Source organism: Nocardia sp. NPDC050717, from assembly GCF_040654275.1.
Taxonomy (GTDB): Bacteria; Actinomycetota; Actinomycetes; order Mycobacteriales; family Mycobacteriaceae; genus Nocardia.
The window spans coordinates 298,254-316,979 of sequence record NZ_JBFAHR010000004.1; the positions used below are offsets into that span (position 1 = coordinate 298,254).

At 69.4% G+C, this 18,726-nt stretch carries 19 protein-coding genes and 1 pseudogene; 9 read left to right on the plus strand and 11 right to left on the minus strand.

Annotation, left to right across the window (positions count from 1 at the left end):
- The first annotated feature begins 131 nt into the window (after positions 1–131).
- The 3 genes from AB0H56_RS11910 (at position 132) to AB0H56_RS11920 (ending at position 3,400) form a co-directional block, all read left to right on the plus strand.
- Positions 132–1,124 (plus strand): LLM class F420-dependent oxidoreductase, encoded by a 993-nt coding sequence (locus AB0H56_RS11910; RefSeq protein ID WP_357160913.1) that lies wholly within the window; start codon positions 132–134, stop codon positions 1,122–1,124.
- A 220-nt stretch (positions 1,125–1,344) separates the two neighbouring features.
- Positions 1,345–2,814 (plus strand): cellulase family glycosylhydrolase, encoded by a 1,470-nt coding sequence (locus AB0H56_RS11915; RefSeq protein WP_357160916.1) that lies wholly within the window; start codon positions 1,345–1,347, stop codon positions 2,812–2,814.
- 133 nt (positions 2,815–2,947) lie between these two features.
- Positions 2,948–3,400 carry an RDD family protein gene (locus AB0H56_RS11920; protein ID WP_357160919.1) on the plus strand — a complete coding sequence of 151 codons (453 nt, stop codon included), beginning with the start codon at positions 2,948–2,950 and terminating at the stop codon, positions 3,398–3,400.
- Positions 3,401–3,452: 52 nt separating this feature from the next.
- Here AB0H56_RS11920 and nrdE read toward each other — a convergent pair whose 3' ends face one another.
- From nrdE to AB0H56_RS11940, 4 genes are all read right to left on the minus strand, one after another.
- Positions 3,453–5,534 carry a class 1b ribonucleoside-diphosphate reductase subunit alpha gene (gene nrdE, locus AB0H56_RS11925; RefSeq protein ID WP_357161266.1) on the minus strand — a complete coding sequence of 694 codons (2,082 nt, stop codon included), beginning with the start codon at positions 5,532–5,534 and terminating at the stop codon, positions 3,453–3,455.
- Between the two features lie 59 nt (positions 5,535–5,593).
- The gene (gene nrdI / locus AB0H56_RS11930) at positions 5,594–6,064 is read right to left on the minus strand and encodes a class Ib ribonucleoside-diphosphate reductase assembly flavoprotein NrdI (RefSeq protein ID WP_186817447.1); all 471 of its coding nucleotides are present in this window, start codon (positions 6,062–6,064) and stop codon (positions 5,594–5,596) included.
- Positions 6,065–6,086: 22 nt separating this feature from the next.
- The gene (nrdH, locus tag AB0H56_RS11935) at positions 6,087–6,320 is read right to left on the minus strand and encodes a glutaredoxin-like protein NrdH (RefSeq protein ID WP_110036239.1); all 234 of its coding nucleotides are present in this window, start codon (positions 6,318–6,320) and stop codon (positions 6,087–6,089) included.
- A gap of 386 nt (positions 6,321–6,706) precedes the next feature.
- Positions 6,707–7,276, minus strand: a complete 570-nt coding sequence (locus AB0H56_RS11940; protein ID WP_357160923.1) for an NADPH-dependent FMN reductase — start codon at positions 7,274–7,276, stop codon at positions 6,707–6,709.
- Between the two features lie 86 nt (positions 7,277–7,362).
- On the opposite strand from AB0H56_RS11940, the gene AB0H56_RS11945 reads away from it, so the two are divergent.
- Both AB0H56_RS11945 and nadE read left to right on the plus strand, forming a co-directional pair.
- Entirely contained in the window at positions 7,363–8,019 is a 657-nt protein-coding gene (locus AB0H56_RS11945; protein WP_357160926.1) for a helix-turn-helix domain-containing protein, read from the plus strand.
- A 6-nt stretch (positions 8,020–8,025) separates the two neighbouring features.
- Entirely contained in the window at positions 8,026–8,850 is an 825-nt protein-coding gene (gene nadE, locus AB0H56_RS11950; protein ID WP_357160929.1) for an ammonia-dependent NAD(+) synthetase, read from the plus strand.
- Between the two features lie 2 nt (positions 8,851–8,852).
- Here the strand turns inward: nadE and AB0H56_RS11955 are convergent, their stop codons facing one another.
- From AB0H56_RS11955 to moaA, 3 genes are read right to left on the minus strand one after another with little or no spacing between them, the layout of a single operon-like run.
- A complete protein-coding gene (locus AB0H56_RS11955; RefSeq protein WP_357160932.1) occupies positions 8,853–9,221 on the minus strand; it encodes a DUF1801 domain-containing protein in 369 nt (122 codons plus the stop codon).
- Positions 9,222–9,226: 5 nt separating this feature from the next.
- A complete protein-coding gene (locus AB0H56_RS11960) occupies positions 9,227–9,469 on the minus strand; it encodes a MoaD/ThiS family protein (protein ID WP_357160935.1) in 243 nt (80 codons plus the stop codon).
- Positions 9,462–10,520 (minus strand): GTP 3',8-cyclase MoaA, encoded by a 1,059-nt coding sequence (gene moaA, locus AB0H56_RS11965; protein WP_357160938.1) that lies wholly within the window; start codon positions 10,518–10,520, stop codon positions 9,462–9,464. The genes AB0H56_RS11960 and moaA overlap by 8 nt, the downstream gene beginning before the upstream one ends.
- Before the next feature lie 141 nt (positions 10,521–10,661).
- On the opposite strand from moaA, the gene glp reads away from it, so the two are divergent.
- The 3 genes from glp to AB0H56_RS11980 are packed head-to-tail and all read left to right on the plus strand — an operon-like array spanning position 10,662 to position 13,447.
- On the plus strand, positions 10,662–11,867 hold the full coding sequence (gene glp, locus AB0H56_RS11970; protein WP_357160941.1) for a gephyrin-like molybdotransferase Glp: 1,206 nt from the start codon (positions 10,662–10,664) through the stop codon (positions 11,865–11,867).
- Between the two features lie 58 nt (positions 11,868–11,925).
- Positions 11,926–13,023 (plus strand): bifunctional molybdenum cofactor biosynthesis protein MoaC/MoaB, encoded by a 1,098-nt coding sequence (moaCB, locus tag AB0H56_RS11975; protein WP_357160944.1) that lies wholly within the window; start codon positions 11,926–11,928, stop codon positions 13,021–13,023.
- Positions 13,016–13,447, plus strand: a complete 432-nt coding sequence (locus AB0H56_RS11980) for a molybdenum cofactor biosynthesis protein MoaE (protein ID WP_357160947.1) — start codon at positions 13,016–13,018, stop codon at positions 13,445–13,447. Before moaCB ends, AB0H56_RS11980 begins: the two co-directional genes overlap by 8 nt.
- 4 nt (positions 13,448–13,451) lie before the next feature.
- Here the strand turns inward: AB0H56_RS11980 and AB0H56_RS11985 are convergent, their stop codons facing one another.
- From AB0H56_RS11985 to AB0H56_RS11995, 3 genes and pseudogenes are all read right to left on the minus strand, one after another.
- The gene (locus AB0H56_RS11985; protein ID WP_357160949.1) at positions 13,452–14,489 is read right to left on the minus strand and encodes a CobW family GTP-binding protein; all 1,038 of its coding nucleotides are present in this window, start codon (positions 14,487–14,489) and stop codon (positions 13,452–13,454) included.
- Between the two features lie 1,306 nt (positions 14,490–15,795).
- Positions 15,796–16,707: pseudogene (locus tag AB0H56_RS11990) on the minus strand (N-acetylmuramoyl-L-alanine amidase); the annotation flags it as partial.
- A gap of 191 nt (positions 16,708–16,898) precedes the next feature.
- Positions 16,899–17,426 (minus strand): sigma-70 family RNA polymerase sigma factor, encoded by a 528-nt coding sequence (locus AB0H56_RS11995; protein WP_110036250.1) that lies wholly within the window; start codon positions 17,424–17,426, stop codon positions 16,899–16,901.
- Between the two features lie 218 nt (positions 17,427–17,644).
- Between AB0H56_RS11995 and AB0H56_RS12000 the strand changes: the two genes are divergently transcribed.
- Positions 17,645–17,971 (plus strand): hypothetical protein, encoded by a 327-nt coding sequence (locus AB0H56_RS12000; protein WP_357160953.1) that lies wholly within the window; start codon positions 17,645–17,647, stop codon positions 17,969–17,971.
- Positions 17,972–17,986: 15 nt separating this feature from the next.
- Here AB0H56_RS12000 and AB0H56_RS12005 read toward each other — a convergent pair whose 3' ends face one another.
- Positions 17,987–18,682 carry a helix-turn-helix transcriptional regulator gene (locus AB0H56_RS12005; protein WP_357160956.1) on the minus strand — a complete coding sequence of 232 codons (696 nt, stop codon included), beginning with the start codon at positions 18,680–18,682 and terminating at the stop codon, positions 17,987–17,989.
- Positions 18,683–18,726: the final 44 nt, after the last annotated feature.

An 18,726-nucleotide genomic window follows, 5' to 3' on the forward strand; every position in this document is an offset into this window, starting at 1 on the left:
TGGGTGCGCCAAGCGAATAACGGCCGGTCCAGGATTCGGCGCGCCCCGCGCCCAATAGTTGCGCCGGTGCGCGAGGGTGGGAAAAGTGGGCGGGGCAGTTCACGTCAGATCCACACACCGAGGAGAAACTCGTGCGCTTCGGCATCTTCGTCCCCCAGGGTTGGCGGCTCGACCTGGTCGGCATCGAACCGGCGGACCAGTGGGCGGTGATGCGTGAGCTGGCGCAGCGCTTCGACGCGGGCTCGGATTGGGAATCGATCTGGGTGTACGACCATTTCCACACGGTGCCGGTGCCGACGAACGAGGCCACCCACGAGGCGTGGACCCTCATGTCGGCGTTCGCGGCGAGCACCTCCCGGGTTCGGCTCGGCCAGATGTGTACCGCCATGAGCTACCGCAACCCCGCCTACCTGGCCAAGGTGGCCGCCACCGTCGACCTGATCTCCGGCGGCCGGGTGGAGATGGGCATCGGCGGCGGCTGGTACGAACACGAATGGCGCGCTTACGGTTACGGCTTCCCCTCCGCCGGTGAGCGGCTGGGCAGGCTCGACGAGGGCGTCCAGATCTTCCGCCAGGCCTGGCAGACCGGCCGTGCCACCCTGAACGGGAAGTACTACCAGGTCGACGACGCCATCGTGCACCCGAAGCCGCTGCAGGAGAACGGCATCCCGATCTGGATCGCCGGCGGCGGCGAGAAGAAGACGCTGCGCATCGCCGCGACCCACGCGAACTACACCAACTTCTCCGGCGAGCCCGCCGAATTCACCCGCAAGTCCGACATCCTGCGCGCGCATTGCGCCGAGGTGGGCACCGATTTCGCCGCCATCACCCGCAGCTCCAACTTCAACGCGATCGTCGGCAGCACCGAATCCGAAGTCCAGGAACGACTCTCGACCGTGATCGACCGCTACACCCCGTTCCTCGGCGCCGACGAGGCCAAGATCCGCGTGCACGAACTGTTCGACAACAGCGCCGCCGTCGGCACGCCCGAGCAGATCGTCGAACGCCTCACCACCGTCAAGGATCTCGGCCTCGCCTACGCCATCCTCAACTTCCCCGAAGCCGCCTACGACACCTCCGGCATCGAGCTCTTCGAACGCGAGGTCATCCCGGCGCTGCGCTGACATCGCGTTCCCCGAACTCACCGGCCGGGAGAGCTGGCACACTCCCGGGCCGAGGGTGTGGTCTTGACCACATCAGCCGGTGGCGGCTATGGTCTCTCGCCAACGGAACTGGACGATCGTTCAATTGAACGGTCGTCCATCCGAGGATCGAGGGAATTGCGTGGCGGACAAGGGTATTCGTCGGACATGGCGACCGCTGTGGCTCGGACGGTTGACGGTGGTGGCGGCACTGGTGGCCGGGGTCGCGGCCGGAAGCGGCGCAACGGTCGGTGCGGACCCGGCGCCGAACCTGCCGACGTTGCGGGCGCAAGGGGCGTCCCTGGTCGACAGCCACGGCCGGACGGTCTTGCTGCACGGGGTGAACAATGTCGACAAGGACGCCCCGTACCTGATGCCCGGCGACGGGTTCACCCTCACCGATTCCGCCGCCGCGATCCTCGCCCGGCACGGGTTCAACACCGTGCGGCTGGGCGTGTCGTTCGACGGCTTGATGCCCACCGAAGGCGTGGTCGACACCGCCTATCTGGAGCGCGTCGAGCAGGTGGTGGACACCCTCGCGGCGCACGGCATCTACACGCTGCTCGACAATCACCAGGACGGACTGTCGGAAATCTGGGGCGGAAACGGCTTCCCGGAGTGGGCGATTCGGGCGCGACCCGGCGCGGACGAACCGAACCCCGGCTTTCCCCTGTACTACCTGATGCCGAGCATGAACGCGGGCTGGGACGAGGTGTGGAACAACACCCACGGCGTGCTCGACCACCTCGGAAACGCGCTCGGCGCGCTCGCCGAGCGGATGGACGGCCGCCCGAGTGTCCTCGGCATCGAACTGCTCAACGAACCATGGCCCGGCTCACCGTTTCTCACCTGCTTCCCCCACGGCTGCCCCGAGTTCGACGCGAAATACCAACGGGCACTGCAACGATTGACCGACGCGGTCCGCGCCCGCTCCGCCTCGGTGCCGGTGTTCTGGGAACCGAACGTCACCTGGAACGAGACCATGCCCAGCCATCTCGGCAAGAACCCGCCGATCACGAGCCCGAATATCGTGTTCTCGCCGCATGACTACTGCATTCCGAGCCAGCTCGCCATCTACCTCGGTCTGCCCGAGGAACTGCGCGCGGTGTGTTCGGTACAGCAGGACAAGACCTGGGCCAATATCGACGCCTTCACCGCGCGCACCGACATCCCCACCCTCGTCACCGAATTCGGCGACGGCGATCCGACCGTCCTGCGCAACACCACCACCCGCGCCGACGAGCGGTTCGTCGGCTGGCACTACTGGCACTACAGCTCCGGCGAGGGCGATCCGTTCCGCGGCGACCTCGGCCGCGAGCTGGTCCGCACCTATCCGCGAGCCACGGCAGGTACACCCGAGGCGATGGTGTTCGATTCCGGCACAGGAGATTTCGCCTACCGCTACCGTCCACGTACCGCTGCGGCGCCGACCGAGATCTATGTCTCCGACCTGGCGCATCCCGAGACCTACGAGGTGCAGGTCATCGGCGGCCGGGTCACCTCGCCGGCGGGCGCGCGAATCGTCACCGTGGAGGCCGACGGCACCGAGCCGGTCACCGTCCGCATCCACCGGCCGGGATCGGCCGGTGCGGACCTGCCGACCGGCGGAACCGGTTCCGGCGGAAGCGGATCGGCGTCCGGATTCCCCTGGTCGACCGGCTCGGCGGGCTGAGCGACTCGTTCCGGCGCCGACTGTCTCCGACTGTGTTCGTATTACGAGCGGGCTTGGGTGCACAGCGCGATCGCGGTGCCACACAAGGTCGACACCGGGTGTTCGTTAAGCGGAGTACCGCACGCTGACTCCCATGACCTACGCAGCACCGCCCCGACGCGCGACGAGGACCGGCGCCTACGAGCGCGACGCCGAAGGCCACCTGAGGTACGTCGCCGCCGAGAGCGCCGAGCCCACCCCGCCGAAGGACGAATTCATCCGCACCGGAACCACTTCCGACGGGTCCGAGACCGGCGTCATCCCCGCCTTCCTCATCGACATGGCACTGCACGCCGCGATCGGTCTGACCGCGTGGTACATCGCCACCGGCACCACCGCCGTCCTCTACGGCCTCGCGGCCTGGCTCGGTGCGTCCTTCCTGCACCGCACAGCGGTCCAGCGCTACACCCGCACGACGATCGGTAAGTGCTCGTTCGGCCTGCGACTGCGCAACGCCGACGGCACCTACCCGTCACTGTGGCAGCTGATCGTCCAGTGGTTCCGCGGCGGCTGGTCCTGCTTCGACCTCTTCGGCACCTTCAGCTGACGCGAAAAAGGGCGGCCCCCAAGGGGACCGCCCTTTTCGACGGGTTTTCAGCTCACAGCATGCAGGACACGCAGCCCTCGACCTCGGTGCCCTCCAGGGCCATCTGGCGCAGGCGGATGTAGTAGAGCGTCTTGATGCCCTTGCGCCAGGCGTAGATCTGGGCCTTGTTCAGGTCGCGGGTGGTGACGGTGTCCTTGAAGAACAGAGTCAGCGACAGGCCCTGGTCCACGTGCTGGGTGGCCGCGGCGTAGGTGTCGATGATCTTCTCGTAGCCGATCTCGTAGGCGTCCTCGTAGTACTCGAGGTTGTCGTTGGTGAGATACGGGGCCGGGTAGTAGACGCGGCCGATCTTGCCTTCCTTGCGGATCTCGATCTTCGACGCCACCGGGTGGATCGAGCTGGTGGAGTGGTTGATGTAGGAGATCGAACCGGTCGGCGGGACGGCCTGCAGGTTCTGGTTGTAGATGCCGAACTCCTGCACCTTCGCCTTCAGCTCACGCCAATCGTCCTGGGTGGGGATGTGCACGCCCGCGTCGGCGAAGAGCTGACGCACCTTCTCCGTCTTGGGCTCCCACACCTGGTCGGTGTACTTGTCGAAGTACTCGCCGCTGGCGTACTTGGACTCGGCGAAGCCGCCGAACGCGGTGCCGCGCTCCTTCGCAATCAGGTTCGAGGCCCGGATCGCGTGGTAGACGACGGTGTAGAAGTACATGTTGGTGAAGTCGATGCCCTCTTCGGACCCGTAGTGCACCCGCTCGCGCGCCAGGTACCCGTGCAGGTTCATCTGGCCGAGGCCGATGGCATGGGACTCGTTGTTGCCCTGCTCGATCGAGGGCACCGAGTAGATGTGGGTCTGGTCCGACACCGCGGTCAGGGCGCGGATCGAGGTCTCGATGGTCTGGCCGAAGTCCGGGGAGTCCATCGCCTTGGCGATGTTGAGCGACCCCAGGTTGCAGGAGATGTCCTTGCCGACCTTCGAGTAGGACAGGTCGTCGTTGAACTCCGAGGGCGTGGAGACCTGCAGGATCTCCGAGCACAGGTTCGAGTGGGTGATCTTGCCCTTGATCGGGTTGGCCCGGTTCACCGTGTCCTCGAACATGATGTACGGGTAGCCCGACTCGAACTGCAGCTCGGCGATGGTCTGGAAGAACTCGCGCGCCTTGATCTTCGACTTGCGGATGCGCTTGTCGTCGACCATCTCGTAGTACTTCTCGGTGACGTCGACATCGGCGAACGGCTTGCCGTAGATGCGCTCGACATCGTACGGCGAGAACAGGTACATGTCCTCGTTCTTCTTCGCCAGCTCGAAGGTGATGTCGGGGATCACCACGCCCAGCGAGAGCGTCTTGATGCGGATCTTCTCGTCCGCGTTCTCCCGCTTGGTGTCGAGGAAGCGGTAGATGTCGGGGTGGTGCGCGTGCAGGTACACCGCGCCGGCACCCTGGCGCGCGCCCAGCTGGTTGGCGTAGGAGAACGAGTCCTCGAGCAGCTTCATGATCGGGATGACACCCGAGCTCTGGTTCTCGATCTTCTTGATCGGCGCGCCGTGCTCACGGATGTTGCTGAGCAGCAATGCGACACCGCCGCCGCGCTTGGACAGCTGCAGCGCGGAGTTGATCGAGCGGCCGATCGACTCCATGTTGTCCTCGATGCGCAGCAGGAAGCAGGACACGGGCTCGCCGCGCTGCTTCTTGCCGGAGTTGAGGAAGGTGGGGGTGGCGGGCTGGAAGCGGCCGTCGATGATCTCGTCGACCAGCTTGCTCGCCAGCGTCTCGTCGCCGGCGGCCAGCGTCAGCGCGACCATGACGACGCGGTCCTCGAACCGCTCCAGGTAGCGCTTGCCGTCGAAGGTCTTGAGCGTGTACGAGGTGTAGTACTTGAACGCGCCGAGGAAGGTCGGGAACCGGAACTTCTTGGCGTAGGCCTGCTGGAACAGAGCCTTGATGTACTCGCGGGAGTACTGGTCGAGCACCTCGGTCTCGTAGTAGTTCTCCTTGACCAGGTAGTCCAGCTTCTCGTCGAGATTGTGGAAGAAGACCGTGTTCTGGTTGACGTGCTGCAGGAAGTACTGGTGCGCGGCCTCGCGGTCCTTGTCGAACTGGATCTCGCCGTTCGGGCCGTACAGGTTCAGCATCGCGTTGAGAGCGTGGTAGTCCAGAACCTCGACCGCCTCGCCGCGGGCGGCGGACTGCTCTAGGCGGGCTGTCTTGCCTGCCGGTGCTGTGGTTGCTGTTGCCAAAACAATCCCAATCCCTCTCGGACGCGCGCGACGTCCTCAGCGGTTCCCATGAGTTCGAAGCGATACAGGTACGGCACCCCGCATTTGCGCGAGATGATGTCGCCCGCAGCGCAATAGGTATCGCCGAAGTTCGTGTTGCCGGCCGCGATCACCCCGCGCAGCAGGGCGCGGTTGTGCGGGTCGTTGAGGAACTTGGCGACCTGCCGCGGTACGAGGTCCTTGTCGGACCGTTGTCCCCCCATGACGTGCCGACCACCCCCGTAGGTGGGAGTGATCAGCACGTAGGGTTCGTCGACGCGCAGCGAATCAGCGGTGTGCAGTGGTAGCCGAGTAGCCGGGAGACCCAGCTTCTCGACGAAACGACGAGTGTTCTCCGAAGCGCTGGAGAAGTAGACCAGCCCGCCCGGAGTGATCCGCTCGGGCATGACGCCTCCTTCCGGCGAAGTCCTAGGCGGCCGCGACCGCGAGCGACTTGATGCGATCGGGACGGAAGCCCGACCAGTGATCGTCACCGGCGACGACGACCGGCGCCTGCAGGTAGCCGAGGGCCATGACGTAGTCGCGCGCCTCGTCGTTCTCGGAGATGTCGATGACGTCGTAATCCACCCCGGCCTTGTCGAGCGCCTTGTAGGTGGCGTTGCACTGGACGCAAGCGGGCTTGGTGTACACGGTGATGGTCATCTGAAGTCCCTCTCTCCTATGCCTGATCCACAGCCTGTGATCCGTATGCAATGCACGAACGGTGATGCTGCGCAAACTCCTGGATCTGGCGAAGAAAGCCCTGCTCGTAACCCCTTCCCTTGGGCCCGATCAGTGGTGGCTCGACACCGTGTTCCAGTACCGAAGACACTACACCTAGTGGCCGACAGATTGGAACAACACAAGGTGTTGCGAGTCGCACAGATGTAATTTCGACGCGGTAAGTCCCAGGACGCGCCATCGACACGCTGGGGAAACAGTGGCCCAGATCACGATTTTGCATCCCGGCGAGTCTTCAGCAAACTCCACGGACAGCACAGGGGCGCCGCACCCGCGAAGGATGCGACGCCCCTGGTCGAGAAGGCAGCTTACGCCGAGACGAGCTTGCCGTCAGCGGCGGCGACCAGTTCGTGCACGGTCGCGCCGAGCTGGGTCAGGGCCTCGGCATCCTCGGTGGGGTGGGTCTGGCCGAAACGCTCGCCGATCGTGCCGAAGCGCGCGTGCGCCGCCTCGACGACGACGCCGCCGGCGACACCGACGGACTTCACCGCGTCACCATGGGCCCACTCGGCCGCGCGGGGGCTGATCGAGGCGCTCACGACCGCGACCGGCTTGCCCTTGATCGCACCGGCGCCGTACGGGCGCGAGGCCCAGTCGATGGCGTTCTTCAGCACGGCGGGCAGGGTGCCGTTGTACTCGGGGGTGACCAGGAGGACGGCGTCGGCCGCGGCGACGGCGGCGCGCAGCGCCTCGGCCTGCGCGGGCACCGAACCGGGGACGTCCAGGTCCTCGTTGTAGAAGGGGATCTCGCCGAGCCCCTCGTAGATGCTGATGTCGACACCGGCGGGGGCGGTCTTCACGGCGGTCTCGGCCAGCTGGCGGTTGATCGAGCCCGCGCGCAGGCTGCCGACCAGGGTGAGGATGCGGGTCTCGGCCATTATCGACTCCTTGTGTGTTCAATGGGATGATCGGAAGTTCAATCACCATAACCGGACCGCAGTCCGATTACTTCCCCGGAGGACGAGTGAGCGGCGTGAGGTACAGCACACCCCGGCCGGACGGCGCGCCCCTGCTGCGCATCGGGCCGACGCAGCCCGCCGTCGCCGAGCCGAGCGAACGGGCCGACGCCGCCCGCAACCGGGCCCTGCTGCTCGACGCCGCCCAGCAGCTCGTGCGTGAACACGGCGCGAGCGGGCTGACCATGGACGCGGTCGCCAAGCGCGCCGGCGTCGGCAAGGGCACGGTCTTCCGCCGCTTCGGCAATCGCACCGGGCTGATGCTGGCGCTGCTCGACCACTCCGAACAGAAGTTCCAGGCGGCGTTCATGTTCGGACCGCCCCCACTCGGCCCCGAGGCGAGCCCGGTAGAGCGGCTGATCGCCTTCGGCCGCACCCGACTGCTCGACATCGAGGTCGAGGGCGACCTGCACCGGGCGGCCGAGGAGAAGGGCCGCTTCGGGGCCGGGCCCTACGCCCTGCACAAGGCGCACATCACGCTGTTGCTGCGCGGCGCCGAGGTCGACGGCGACCTCTCGCTGATCGCCGACACGCTCATGGCGACCCTGTCGGCGGCACTGGTCATTCACCAGATCGACATCCTCGGCTACTCGCCCGCTCAGATCGGCGACAACTGGGAATGGCTCGTTCGCCGGGTCGTTTCCCCTGCCGCGCAAGTAGAGTGAGACGGCATGGGGACACTGCGTGAACAGATCATCGCCGAGTTGGGCGTGCTGCCGGAGATCGAGCCGAAGCAGGAGGTCCGCCGTCGCGTCGACTTCCTCAAGGACTATCTGCGCACGACCCCGGCCAAGGGCTTCGTGCTCGGCATCAGCGGCGGCCAGGACAGCTCGCTGGCAGGCAGACTGTGCCAGCTCGCCGCCGAGGAACTGCGCGCCGAGGGCGCCGAGGCGACCTTCCTCGCGGTGCGGCTGCCCTACGGCGTGCAGGCCGACGAGCACGACGCGCAGGTCGCCCTGAACTTCGTCGACCCCGACCGGACGGTCGTGGTGAACGTGCGGCCGGGCGCCGACGCGGTCGCGGCCGAGGTGGCCGGCGCGCTCGATCACGAGCGGCTGCGCGATTTCGTGCGCGGCAACATCAAGGCGCGCGAGCGCATGGTCGCCCAGTACGCCCTGGCCGGACAGGAGAACCTGCTCGTCGTCGGCACCGATCACGCGGCCGAGGCGGTCACCGGGTTCTTCACCAAGTTCGGCGACGGCGGCGTCGACCTGACCCCGCTGACCGGCCTCACCAAGCGCCAGGGCGCGGCCCTGCTGCAGGAACTCGGTGCGCCGTCGAGCGTCTGGTCCAAGGTCCCCACCGCCGACCTCGAGGACGACCGCCCGGCGCTGCCCGACGAGGAGGCCCTCGGCCTGCGCTACGCCGAGATCGACGACTATCTCGAGGGCAAGGACGTCACCGACGAGGTGGCCGCCCGCCTCGAGTCGATCTTCACCAACACCCGCCACAAGCGCACGGTGCCGGTGACCCCGCACGACACCTGGTGGCGCTGAGCTCAGCAGATGACGGCGCCGTCACCGGAAGCGGTGGCGCGCAAGAGGTCTCGTAACAGGTCGTAGTCGACCTGCGCCGGGTCGCGGAAGCGCAGGCAGCCCTTGCCCATGTCGTGGTGGGCAAGGCGGTCGGCGAAGGCGGCGCGCACGTCGGAGCGCAGCAGATAGAAGGAGATGTACTGCTTCTGGCTCGCGAAGGCGATCTCGCCGATGCCGTCGCGTTCGTAATTCGGCATGCCGTAGGCCATGACCTCGGTGAAGCCGGGCAGCTCGGCGCGGCACAGGTCGCGGACGCGGGTCAGCGCCGCACGGCGCTCGTCCGGCAGTTCGGCGAGGTAGGTGTCGACATCGGGTGCCGCGCTCCGCACCATCGCTGCTAGCCGCCCGCGAACGGGGGCAGCACGTCGACGCGGTCACGCAGCATGGCGGCCGGGTCGCGGGTGAGCTCGTCGCCGATCAGGAAGGCGCAGACCCCGACCAGCGTGTCGATCTCGGAGCCGTAGGTGGCGGCGAGGGTCGCGCGCAGGTCGGCGACCGTCGCGCCGGGTGGCAGGTCGAGTGATTCGGTGTTCTTGCCGACCGCGTCGGCGATCGCGGCGAAGTAGCGGACCTCAACCACCGATGGCTCCCATCGTGCGTTCCGGCGGGACGAAACCCGCGGCGTCGATGCCGTGACCGGCCCATTTCTGCCACATCGCACCGCGCCACAGCTCGGCGACCTCGTCGTCGTCCGCGCCTGCGCGCAACGCCGTCCGCACGTCGAACTCCTGGTCGCTGAACAGGCACGAGCGCAGCATGCCGTCGGCGGTGAGGCGGGTGCGGTCGCAGCTGTCGCAGAACTTGCGGGTGACGGTCGCGATGATGCCGACCGTGGCCGGACCACCGTCGACGAGCCACTTCTCGGCGGGTGCCGAGGGATCGGACCGGCCCGCCTCGGTGAGGGTGAACCGCTCGCCGAGCACGTCGAGCAGGTCGGCGGCCGTCACCATGTTGGCGCGGGCCCATTCGTGGTCGGCGTCGAGCGGCATCTCCTCGATGAACCGCAGTTCGCACTCCTCGGCCAGACACCACGCGAGCAGGTCTGCGGCGCCGTCGAGGTTCTGGCGCATCAGCACCGCGTTCACCTTCACCGGGGCCAGCCCGGCGTCCCGGGCGGCGCGGATGCCGTTGAGCACCGATTCGAGCCGGTCGCGGCGGGTCAGGCGGGCGAAATCGAGCCGGTCGACCGTGTCGAGGGAGACGTTCACCCGGCTCAGCCCGGCCTTCGCCAGGGCGCGCGCCCGGTGTTCGAGGCCGACGCCGTTGGTCGTCATCGCCAGCGGGGTCTCGGGCACCGCGGCGTGACAGCCCGCGATGATCTCCTCGAGCTCCCGCCGCATCAGCGGTTCACCGCCGGTGAAGCGCACCTCGCGCACGCCCAGCTCCCGTACGGCGAGGGTGACCAGCCGGATGATCTCGTCGGCGCTGAGCAGTTCCTCGCGCGGGATCGGCGGCAGCCCCTCCTCGGGCATGCAGTAGGTGCAGCGCAGCGAGCACTTCTCGGTGATGGAGACGCGCAGGTCGCGGGCGACCCGGCCGAAGCGGTCGACGAGGAGCGGCGTCTCGGGCCGGCCGTCCAGGGATGGCCGCTCCGATCGCACAGCGGGTATCCCCATTTGGACCAGCGTCATTCCTTCAGTATGCCCCGTGGGGGCGAGCGGGAACGGCCCGGAGCGCCGAACCGTCACGATCTCGTCGCTCACCGGATCCGGGCCCGCGCGGTGAGGCGTCCGGCACGTTCGCGCCGGTCCCTGGGCGATTAGGCTGACAGCATGACTTCCCGGCCCGCCACCGCGTCGGCGCGCAGCGTCGACGAGTACCGCGACACCGTCGCCGCGCTGCTGGCCCCCCTCGCCGATCGCCGCGACGACACGGTGCCGGTGCCCGACGCGCTCGGCCGGGTGCTGTCGGCCGACGTGCTGTCCCCGATCGATCTGCCGGTGTTCCGCAACTCCGCGATGGACGGGTACGCGGTGCGCGCCGCCGACGTCGCCGTCACGCCCGTCACCCTGCCGGTGGCCGGGGTGATCGCGGCGGGCAAGCCGGGTACCACGCCGCTGCCCGGCGGCGCGGCGCTGAAGGTGATGACCGGCGCGCCGATCCCGCCCGGCGCGGACTGCGTGGTCCCCGTGGAGGACGTGCGGGCGGACGGCGACCGGATCGTGGTCGAGCGCGGCCGCGGCCAGGGCGAGTTCGTGCGCGAGGCGGGCACCGATGTGCGCGCCGGTGACCTCGTGGCCCGCGCCGGGACCGTGCTCGCGCCCCGCCATATCGCCGCGCTGGCGGCGGTCGGGCTGCCGAGTGTGCCCGTGCTGCGGCGCCTGCGCGCGGTGTGCGTCACCACCGGCGACGAGCTCCGGCCCGCCGGGACCGCGCTGGCGCCGGGACAGATCTACAACTCGAACGGGATCGCCCTGGCCGCGGCGCTGCGGGCCGACGGGGTCGAGGTGCTCGAGGTGGCGCACAGCTCCGACGACGCCGCCGAGTTCACCGCCGTCCTGCGCGCCGCGGTGGCCACCGCCGATCTGGTCTGTACCTCCGGCGGGGTGTCCAAGGGCGACTTCGAGGTCGTCAAGGAGGTGTTGCAGCCGCTGGGCGGGGTGTTCGGGTCGGTCGCCGTGCAGCCGGGCGGGCCGCAGGGGTACACCGTGGTCGACGGCGTTCCGGTGCTGAGTTTCCCGGGTAATCCGGTGAGCACCATGGTGTCCTACGTGGTCTTCGCCCGCGACGTCGTGCGCGAGCTGGGCGGGCTGCCCCCGGCAGGCACCGCCGAGACCACGCTGCTCACCCCGGTGCGCTCCCCCAGCGGCAGGCGCCAGTACCTGCGCGGGCTGCGGACCGACGACGGCGTCGAGGTGATCTCCGGGCCAGGTTCCCATCTCATCGCGGGCATGGCGTGGGCCGATGTGCTCGTCGAGGTGCCCGCCGAGGTCACCGCGCTGCCCGCGGGCGCCACTGTGCGAATCTTGACGTTGTGAGGAAGCCGAGCATGGGTATCTGGGCCGGGCAGGAGCCGAGCGGCGGGGTGGTGCGGGCGTGAGCGAGTTGTCGCATGTCGACCGCACCGGGCGGGCGCGCATGGTCGATGTCAGCGCCAAGGCCGACACCACCCGGATCGCCGTGGCCGCGGGCGAATTGCGCACGACGCCGGAGGTGATCGCCCTGGTGCGCGCCGACGACATGCCGAAGGCCGACGTCCTCTCGACGGCGCGGCTGGCCGGGATCTCCGGCGCCAAGAAGACCTCGGAGCTGATCCCGCTGTGCCATCAGCTGGCGTTGTCGTCGGTGAAGGTGGACTTCGGGTTCACCGACGACGCCATCACCATCGAGGCGAGCGCCAAGACGACCGGGCCGACCGGGGTGGAGATGGAGGCGCTCACGGCGGTCGCCGTCGCCGGGCTCACGCTGCACGACATGGTGAAGGCTGTCGACCCCGCCGCGGTGCTGACGAATGTCCGGCTGCTCACCAAAGAGGGTGGCAAGCACGGACTGTGGGTGCGACCGGAAACAGGCGCCGACGCGCCGGCCACGGTCGGCTCGGTCCAGCCCGACACCGCCGACGCGGAGGTTCCCGGGCCCAGCGGCGGGCACTCCGCCGATGCGCGTGCGGAGCAGGTTTCCGGTGCGGTGGCCGCCGATGCCGCTGTCGCCCAGGATGTTTCGCGGCGCGCGGTCGTCGTGGTGGCCTCCACCGGCGCCGCCGCAGGCACGCGCGTGGACACCACCGGACCCGTGCTCGCCGATTGGCTGACGGCCAGGGGCTTCTCGGTGCGCGGTCCCCTGGTGTACGCCGACGCCGACATCGAGGCAGCCCTCGCCGACGCCCTGCTCGGCGGACCGGCACTGGTGATCACCACCGGCGGCACCGGCGCCTCCCCGACCGATGCCACCCCCGAGGCCACCAGGGCCGTGCTCGACCGGGAGCTGCCCGGCGTCGCCGACGCGATCCGGCAGCGCGGCACCGCGAAGTTCCCGCTGGCCGCGCTCAGCCGCGGGGTCGCGGGGCTGGCCGGACACACCGTGGTGGTCAATCTGCCGGGGTCGCCCGGCGGGGTGAAGGACGGGATCGCCGTCCTGGAACCACTGCTCGATCACCTGCTCGCGCAAGTAGCCGGAGGCGGCGCTCATGAATGACCACGGCACGGTCCGGCTGACCGCGATCAGTGACCAGGACCTCGATCCCGTCGCCGTCGAAAAGGCCGTCGACGGACCGGAATTCGGCGCCGTTGTGGTGTTCACCGGCAAGGTCCGCAATCACGACGGCGGGCAGGCCGTCACGGCGCTGGAGTACTCGGCGCATCCGCAGGCCGAGCGTTTCCTGCACACGATCTGCGCCGAAGTCGCGGCCGCGCACGGGCTTCCGGTGGCGGCGACGCACCGGATCGGGTCGCTCACCATAGGCGATCTGGCGATCGTCGTCGCGGTCGCCGCGCCGCACCGGGCCGAGGCGTTCACCGTGTGCGCCGAACTGGTCGACCGGATCAAGCACGAGGTACCAATCTGGAAGCGGCAGCTTTTCGCCGACGGGCTCTCGGAATGGGTCAACGCCTGCGGCTGAACCGCTAACGCGGGGTGTAGCGCCAGACACCGAGCATCGTCTGGTCGTCGAGCGGCTCGTCGCCGTCGAACACGGTGGCGTGCAGGCGATCCAGAGCCGCCTCGGTGTCCAGACCCGCGCCGATCAGCACGAGGTTCGACACGCGTTCCTCGCCGCGCGCCCAGGTACCCGGCGTGAACACGACGTGCCTGCCGACGACGTGCAGCTCGAACTTGCGGCGCTCCCCCACCACGGCGAAGGCGACACAGCCCTTGGCGCGGAACAGGCCGGGCGGCGGATCCTCCAGGAAGGCGACCAGGGCGCGCGGGTCCAGCGCCCGCTTGCTGGTGAACGACACCGAGACGTAGTCGTCGTGCAGGTGCCGGTGGTCGGGATCGTCGTGGTCGTGGTCGTGATCGTCGAGCAGCGCGTCGAAGCTCAACTGCTGCGCCACTTTCGGTTCCTCGCGCACCCGCTCGTCGAACAGCAGGCCGGGGTCGACGCGACCCCGCGTCGTCGCGTAGACCGGCACCTGGCCCACCCACTCGGTGATCCGCGCGCGCAGCGCGGCCAGCGCGTCGGGCTCGACGCGGTCGGCCTTGTTCACCAGCACCAGATCGGCCAGCCGCAGATGCGTCAGCAGTTCCGGATGCAGGGCGCTGGTGGTGTCGAACTGTTCGGCGTCGACGACCTCGACCAGGCCGCCGTAGGCGATGCGCGGGTTCGGGTTGGCGATCACCATCCGGATCAGGTTGCGCGGCTCGGCCAGCCCGCTCGCCTCGACGACGATCACGTCGACCGCGCTGCGCGGCTGCGCCAGGCGACCGAACAGGTCGTCGAGTTCGGAGACGTCGACGGCACAGCACACGCACCCGTTCCCGAGCGACACCATGGCGTCGACCTGGCCCGCGACGAGCATGGCGTCGATGTTCACCGCGCCGAAGTCGTTGACCACCACGCCGATCCGGGTGCCCCGGTTGTTGCGCAACAGATGGTTCAGCAGGGTCGTCTTCCCCGAGCCAAGGAACCCCGCGACGATCACAACAGGAATCACTGTTCTCATCTTGCCGCGCCGGTCCGACGCGGCGGCAAGGCCCCCTCGCGTCGAGACCGACCGCGGCGGCCGCCGTCCCGGGTGTGCGGGACGGCGGCCGCCGCGGTGGTCGCTGCTACTTGGTGGGGCCGAAGACCATGCCGACCAGGGTGTAGGCCAGGTTGATGAGCTGGTTGGTGATCATGGTGTTGTCCATGCCGAGGGACTGGGCCAGCGGCATCAGCATGTCCATGACCTTCAGGATCGGGCCGCCGAGGGCGCTCAGATCGGGCAGCTCCTCCTCGGGAGTCGCCTGGGTCTTCGGCGTGGTCTCCCGCTTGCGCGGGCTGGGCGCGGCGGGCGCGGCAGGCTCGCCGGGGGCCGCGGTGCGCACCTGGGTGCCGGTGCCCGCGCGGGCGGGCGCCGGGCTGGGCGGTACCGCCAGCTGACCGCCGGAGCCACTCGGCGGCCGTCCCTCGTTGCCACCGGGGACCTGGAAGTGGCCGCTGGATCCGGCGGGTGGCTTCGGGGCCGCCGAGACCGGACGGGCCGGGGCGGCGACGGTGGTGGTCGGCGCGGTACCGGTCGACTGCGGCTGCCCTGGTGTGGGCTCGTCGGCGGCCGGCGCCGACGTAGTCGTGGGCGGCGGGGTCGTGGTCGACACGGCTCCGTCCTGCGCGGGCTCCTCCGGGAGGTCTGTCGGGTTCGCGCCCGCGTCCGTGGGTTCGGCTCCGGTGGAGCCCGGCGTCGAACCGGCCTGTCCGGCCGAAGCGGGTGCGCTGGTCGTCGTCGGCGCGGCGGGGCCGGACGGGTCCGCCGCGTCGGCGCGTGCCGGGGGCGTCGTGGTGTCGGACGGGTCTGCGGCGCCGGCGGGCGCGCTCGGTGTAGTGGTGCCGCGCGCCGGGTTCGTGGGGGTGGGCGTCGCGGTGTCGGACGGATCGGCCGCGTCGGCGGGCACGCTCGGCGTCGAGGTCGGCGCCGGCGCTGCGGCTTCGGGCCGGTCGGCGGCCGAGCCCGAATCGGCCGGAGCCGGAGCGCTCTTGGTCGTGGTCACCGTGTCGGACGGGTCGGCAGCCTCGGCCGGAGTCGAGGTGGGGACGCCGGTCGAAACCGGGACGCGGGCCGGGAAGTACGCCGCGGGACGGTCGGACGCGGAGCCCGAATCCGCCGGAGCCGGAGCGCTTTTCGTCGTGGTCACGGTTTCGGACGGCGTGCTCGGATCCGCCGCGTCGGCGGGCGCGCTCTTCGTCGTCGTTGGCGTGCCCGAGGTGCCGGGCGCGCTCTTGGTGGTGGTGCCGCCCGCGGCCGGTTCGGTCGCGGGATCGGCGGGCGCTCCCGTGGTCGGTGCCGCACTACCGGACGGCTCGGCGGCGCCGGGCGCGGGCTTGCCCGTCGCGGTCGCGCTCGGGTCCGCCGAGGTCGAGACCGGGACGCGGGCGGGAGCCGGGCTGAAGGCGGCCGGGGTCGCGGTGACCGGCTTGTCCAGCAGGTAGCCGACCACACCGGTGGCGATGGCGACGGCGTGTTTGAGCTGACCCTCGCGGGATTCGAGGAGCGCGGCGTCCTCGGGGTTGGCCCCGTTGCCCATCTCCACGAACACCATCGGCACCTGGGTCAGCGCCGGACCGGCGATGTCGTCCCTGGTCTGCAGCCCGTTGTCGACGCCGGCGTAGGTGGCGGCGGGGAAACCGGAGGCGAGATAGGCGTCGCGCACGACCGTCGAGACGGCCCGGCCCGGCCCGGATTGCGCCCGGTCGGCGGCGGGATCGGGGATCGGCAACGCGGGCACGATCAGATGGAAGCCGCGCTGGTCGGCGGGCGCGCTGTCGGCGTGGATGCTCACCGCGACCTCCGCACCGGACGCGTTGGCGGCGCGGGCGCGATCGTCGACGCAGCCGCCCCAGCCTGCGTCGTCGGCGCGACTGAGCACGACCTCGGCGCCGAGGGCCTCCAGCGAGGCCTGCACGAGCTGGGCGACCTGCCAGTTGATGGTGTGCTCGGGGATGCCGTTGAGACTGGTCATCCCGGTGGTCTGGCAGTCCTTGGTGCCGCCGCGACCGTTGTCGACCTGGCGGGACAGATTCTCCGAGTGCGCGGACCCCTGATGACCCGGGTCGAGGAAGATCGTCTTGCCGGCGAGCTGATCGCTCACCGCCGGTTCGGGCGTCGCATTGGCCTGCACGGGCACCAGCCCGGTCAGCGAGACCACGACCGCGGCGGACACAGTGGAGCAGAGACCGGCCTTCATGATGTTTGGTTGCATGTTCGGTCGGCACCCCGGAACGGAGCACCCCTCCCTTCCCATAGGTAACACCAAACCCAGTGGTTCACTCTTGCAACACGAGCAACCACAGAGCAAGCACCGTTACCGAAATGTGACAGGCGGGAATGCCCAGATCAGCGCTGGTCAGACGCCCAAAACCGGCCCCGACGGGGCGATCAGGCGACGTCGGGCAATTGGCGCAGCGAACGCAACGCGTAGTGCACGCGTGTCTTGACCGTGCCGACCGGAATGCCGAGGTCCGCGGCCACCTCCCGGTACCCGCGATCACGCAGGATCACCTCGACGACCGCCGCGCGCTGCGGCTCGGGCAGGTGCGCGAGCAGCTGGTCGACCAGCAACCCGTCGACGAGCCCGTCGGCGAAATCGCGACAGGCCACGTCGGTGACGTCGTCCCAGCCCACATCGCCGGGGCGGGCGGCGCGCGCCCGCACGATGTCGACGACGACATTGCGCTCGATGGCCAGCAGCCAGGTCCGCACGCTCCCCTTGCTCGCGTCGAAGTCACGACACGCGCGCCAACCGCGCAGCAGCGTCTCCTGGACGGCATGCTCGGCCAGACCCGGATCGCCCAATCCGCGCAGCGCCCGCCAGTGCAGGAGTCCACGGTCGGCGGCCAGCACCTCGGCCAGGCCTTCGGAGGTACACAGGCGCGCGCAGTGGGCACCGCAGGGTTCGTCGGTCATATCCGGTTATCGCCGCGAGCGGCGGCGATGACAACGCCTTAAGCGACTCTTCAGGATCCTGCTGGCCCGCCACGCGACACTCTTTTCGCGAGCCCGGGCAGGGCCTGCTCCAGGAGGGGGGAGCAGGGCCACCGGGCTCGTTCTTTGTCCACATCCGGCCGATCCCGCGACACAACCGGCCGTCGAGGACGACAATCGCGGCGAGGGGAGCGAGAAACGTGGACATCCATGCATACCCGACCGACGCCAGGACGCCGGTCGATCAGACCGAGGCCACCCGCATCGCGGAGGCCCGGCTCCCGGCGCCGGAGCCGGGCACCGAGCGGCACGTCGTCGAGTTCGACGACGGATTCATCGTCCTCGCCGTGCGGCCGATCGCCACACCCGCCGGCCGAGCACGGCCGGTGGGCGGTTCGGTGCACGTCATCGACAGGGAGACCGGCGCGGTGTCGTACTGGCCCACCTATCCGTACGAGCTGATCGCCCCGCTCTACGCGACGGGCCGGTTGATCGTCGAGGACGGGTGGCCGGATCAGCAGGAGTGACTCCTCGACTCCCGCCTACGCGTCGAGCCGGGCGCTGATCCGGGCGCGGTCGTCCTCGGTCGCCGGGAGCTGGACGACGAGCAGCAGTTCCGGATTCTCCACCACGCGCAGCTGGAACAGCTCCAGATCGATCCGGCCCACCTCCGGATGGTCGATGCCGATGACCGAGGGCCGGAAGTCCTGGAGCGGGTACTCCGACCACCAGGCGCGGAATTCCGGACTGTCCGCGCTCAATTCACTGACCAGGCGGGTGAGGCGGGGGTCGCCCGGGTTGTTGCCGACCAGCACGCGGAACTGACTGAGCAGGGCGCGGGCGGCCGCCTCCCAGTTCCGCATCACGGCGCGATTGCGCTCGTCGGTGTACATCCACCACAGCAGATTGCGGCGACCGGGCGCCAGCGCGGCGGGGTCGGTGCGCACCAGCGCGAACGCGTCGTTCCAGACCACGAAGTCGAAGCAGCCGTCGTGGACCGCGGCCGGAGCCGGGGACATCGCGTCGACCAGCCGTCGCAGGCGCGAGAGCTCCTCGTCGAGACGAGCGGGCACCACCGGATCAGCCAGGCCCGCGAGCCTGCGCAACTGCCGGTGCTGCACGGGATCCAGGCGCAGCGCGCGAGCCAGCGCGTCGATCACCTGGGTGCTGGCCGTGATCTTGCGCCCCTGCTCCAGCCACGTGTACCAGGTGAGACTCACCCCGGCGACTGTCGCCATTTAGGCACTACGTGGCCTCGCACCAGGAGGTATAACCGGTGCTC

Excerpts from the sequence above, each read along its gene's own strand:
- nrdE (WP_357161266.1), bottom strand. The coding sequence starts at position 5,534 with ATGCTGAACCTGTACGGCCCGAACGGCGAGATCCAGTTCGACAAGGAC.
- AB0H56_RS11995 (WP_110036250.1), bottom strand. The coding sequence starts at position 17,426 with ATGACCGACGAACCCTGCGGTGCCCACTGCGCGCGCCTGTGTACCTCC.
- nrdH (WP_110036239.1), bottom strand. The coding sequence starts at position 6,320 with ATGACCATCACCGTGTACACCAAGCCCGCTTGCGTCCAGTGCAACGCC.
- AB0H56_RS12005 (WP_357160956.1), bottom strand. The coding sequence starts at position 18,682 with ATGGCGACAGTCGCCGGGGTGAGTCTCACCTGGTACACGTGGCTGGAG.
- AB0H56_RS11980 (WP_357160947.1), top strand. The coding sequence starts at position 13,016 with ATGAATGACCACGGCACGGTCCGGCTGACCGCGATCAGTGACCAGGAC.
- AB0H56_RS11955 (WP_357160932.1), bottom strand. The coding sequence starts at position 9,221 with ATGGTGCGGAGCGCGGCACCCGATGTCGACACCTACCTCGCCGAACTG.
- glp (WP_357160941.1), top strand. The coding sequence starts at position 10,662 with ATGACTTCCCGGCCCGCCACCGCGTCGGCGCGCAGCGTCGACGAGTAC.
- nrdI (WP_186817447.1), bottom strand. The coding sequence starts at position 6,064 with ATGCCCGAGCGGATCACTCCGGGCGGGCTGGTCTACTTCTCCAGCGCT.
- nadE (WP_357160929.1), top strand. The coding sequence starts at position 8,026 with ATGGGGACACTGCGTGAACAGATCATCGCCGAGTTGGGCGTGCTGCCG.
- AB0H56_RS11920 (WP_357160919.1), top strand. The coding sequence starts at position 2,948 with ATGACCTACGCAGCACCGCCCCGACGCGCGACGAGGACCGGCGCCTAC.
- AB0H56_RS11940 (WP_357160923.1), bottom strand. The coding sequence starts at position 7,276 with ATGGCCGAGACCCGCATCCTCACCCTGGTCGGCAGCCTGCGCGCGGGC.
- AB0H56_RS11985 (WP_357160949.1), bottom strand. The coding sequence starts at position 14,489 with ATGAGAACAGTGATTCCTGTTGTGATCGTCGCGGGGTTCCTTGGCTCG.
- moaA (WP_357160938.1), bottom strand. The coding sequence starts at position 10,520 with ATGACGCTGGTCCAAATGGGGATACCCGCTGTGCGATCGGAGCGGCCA.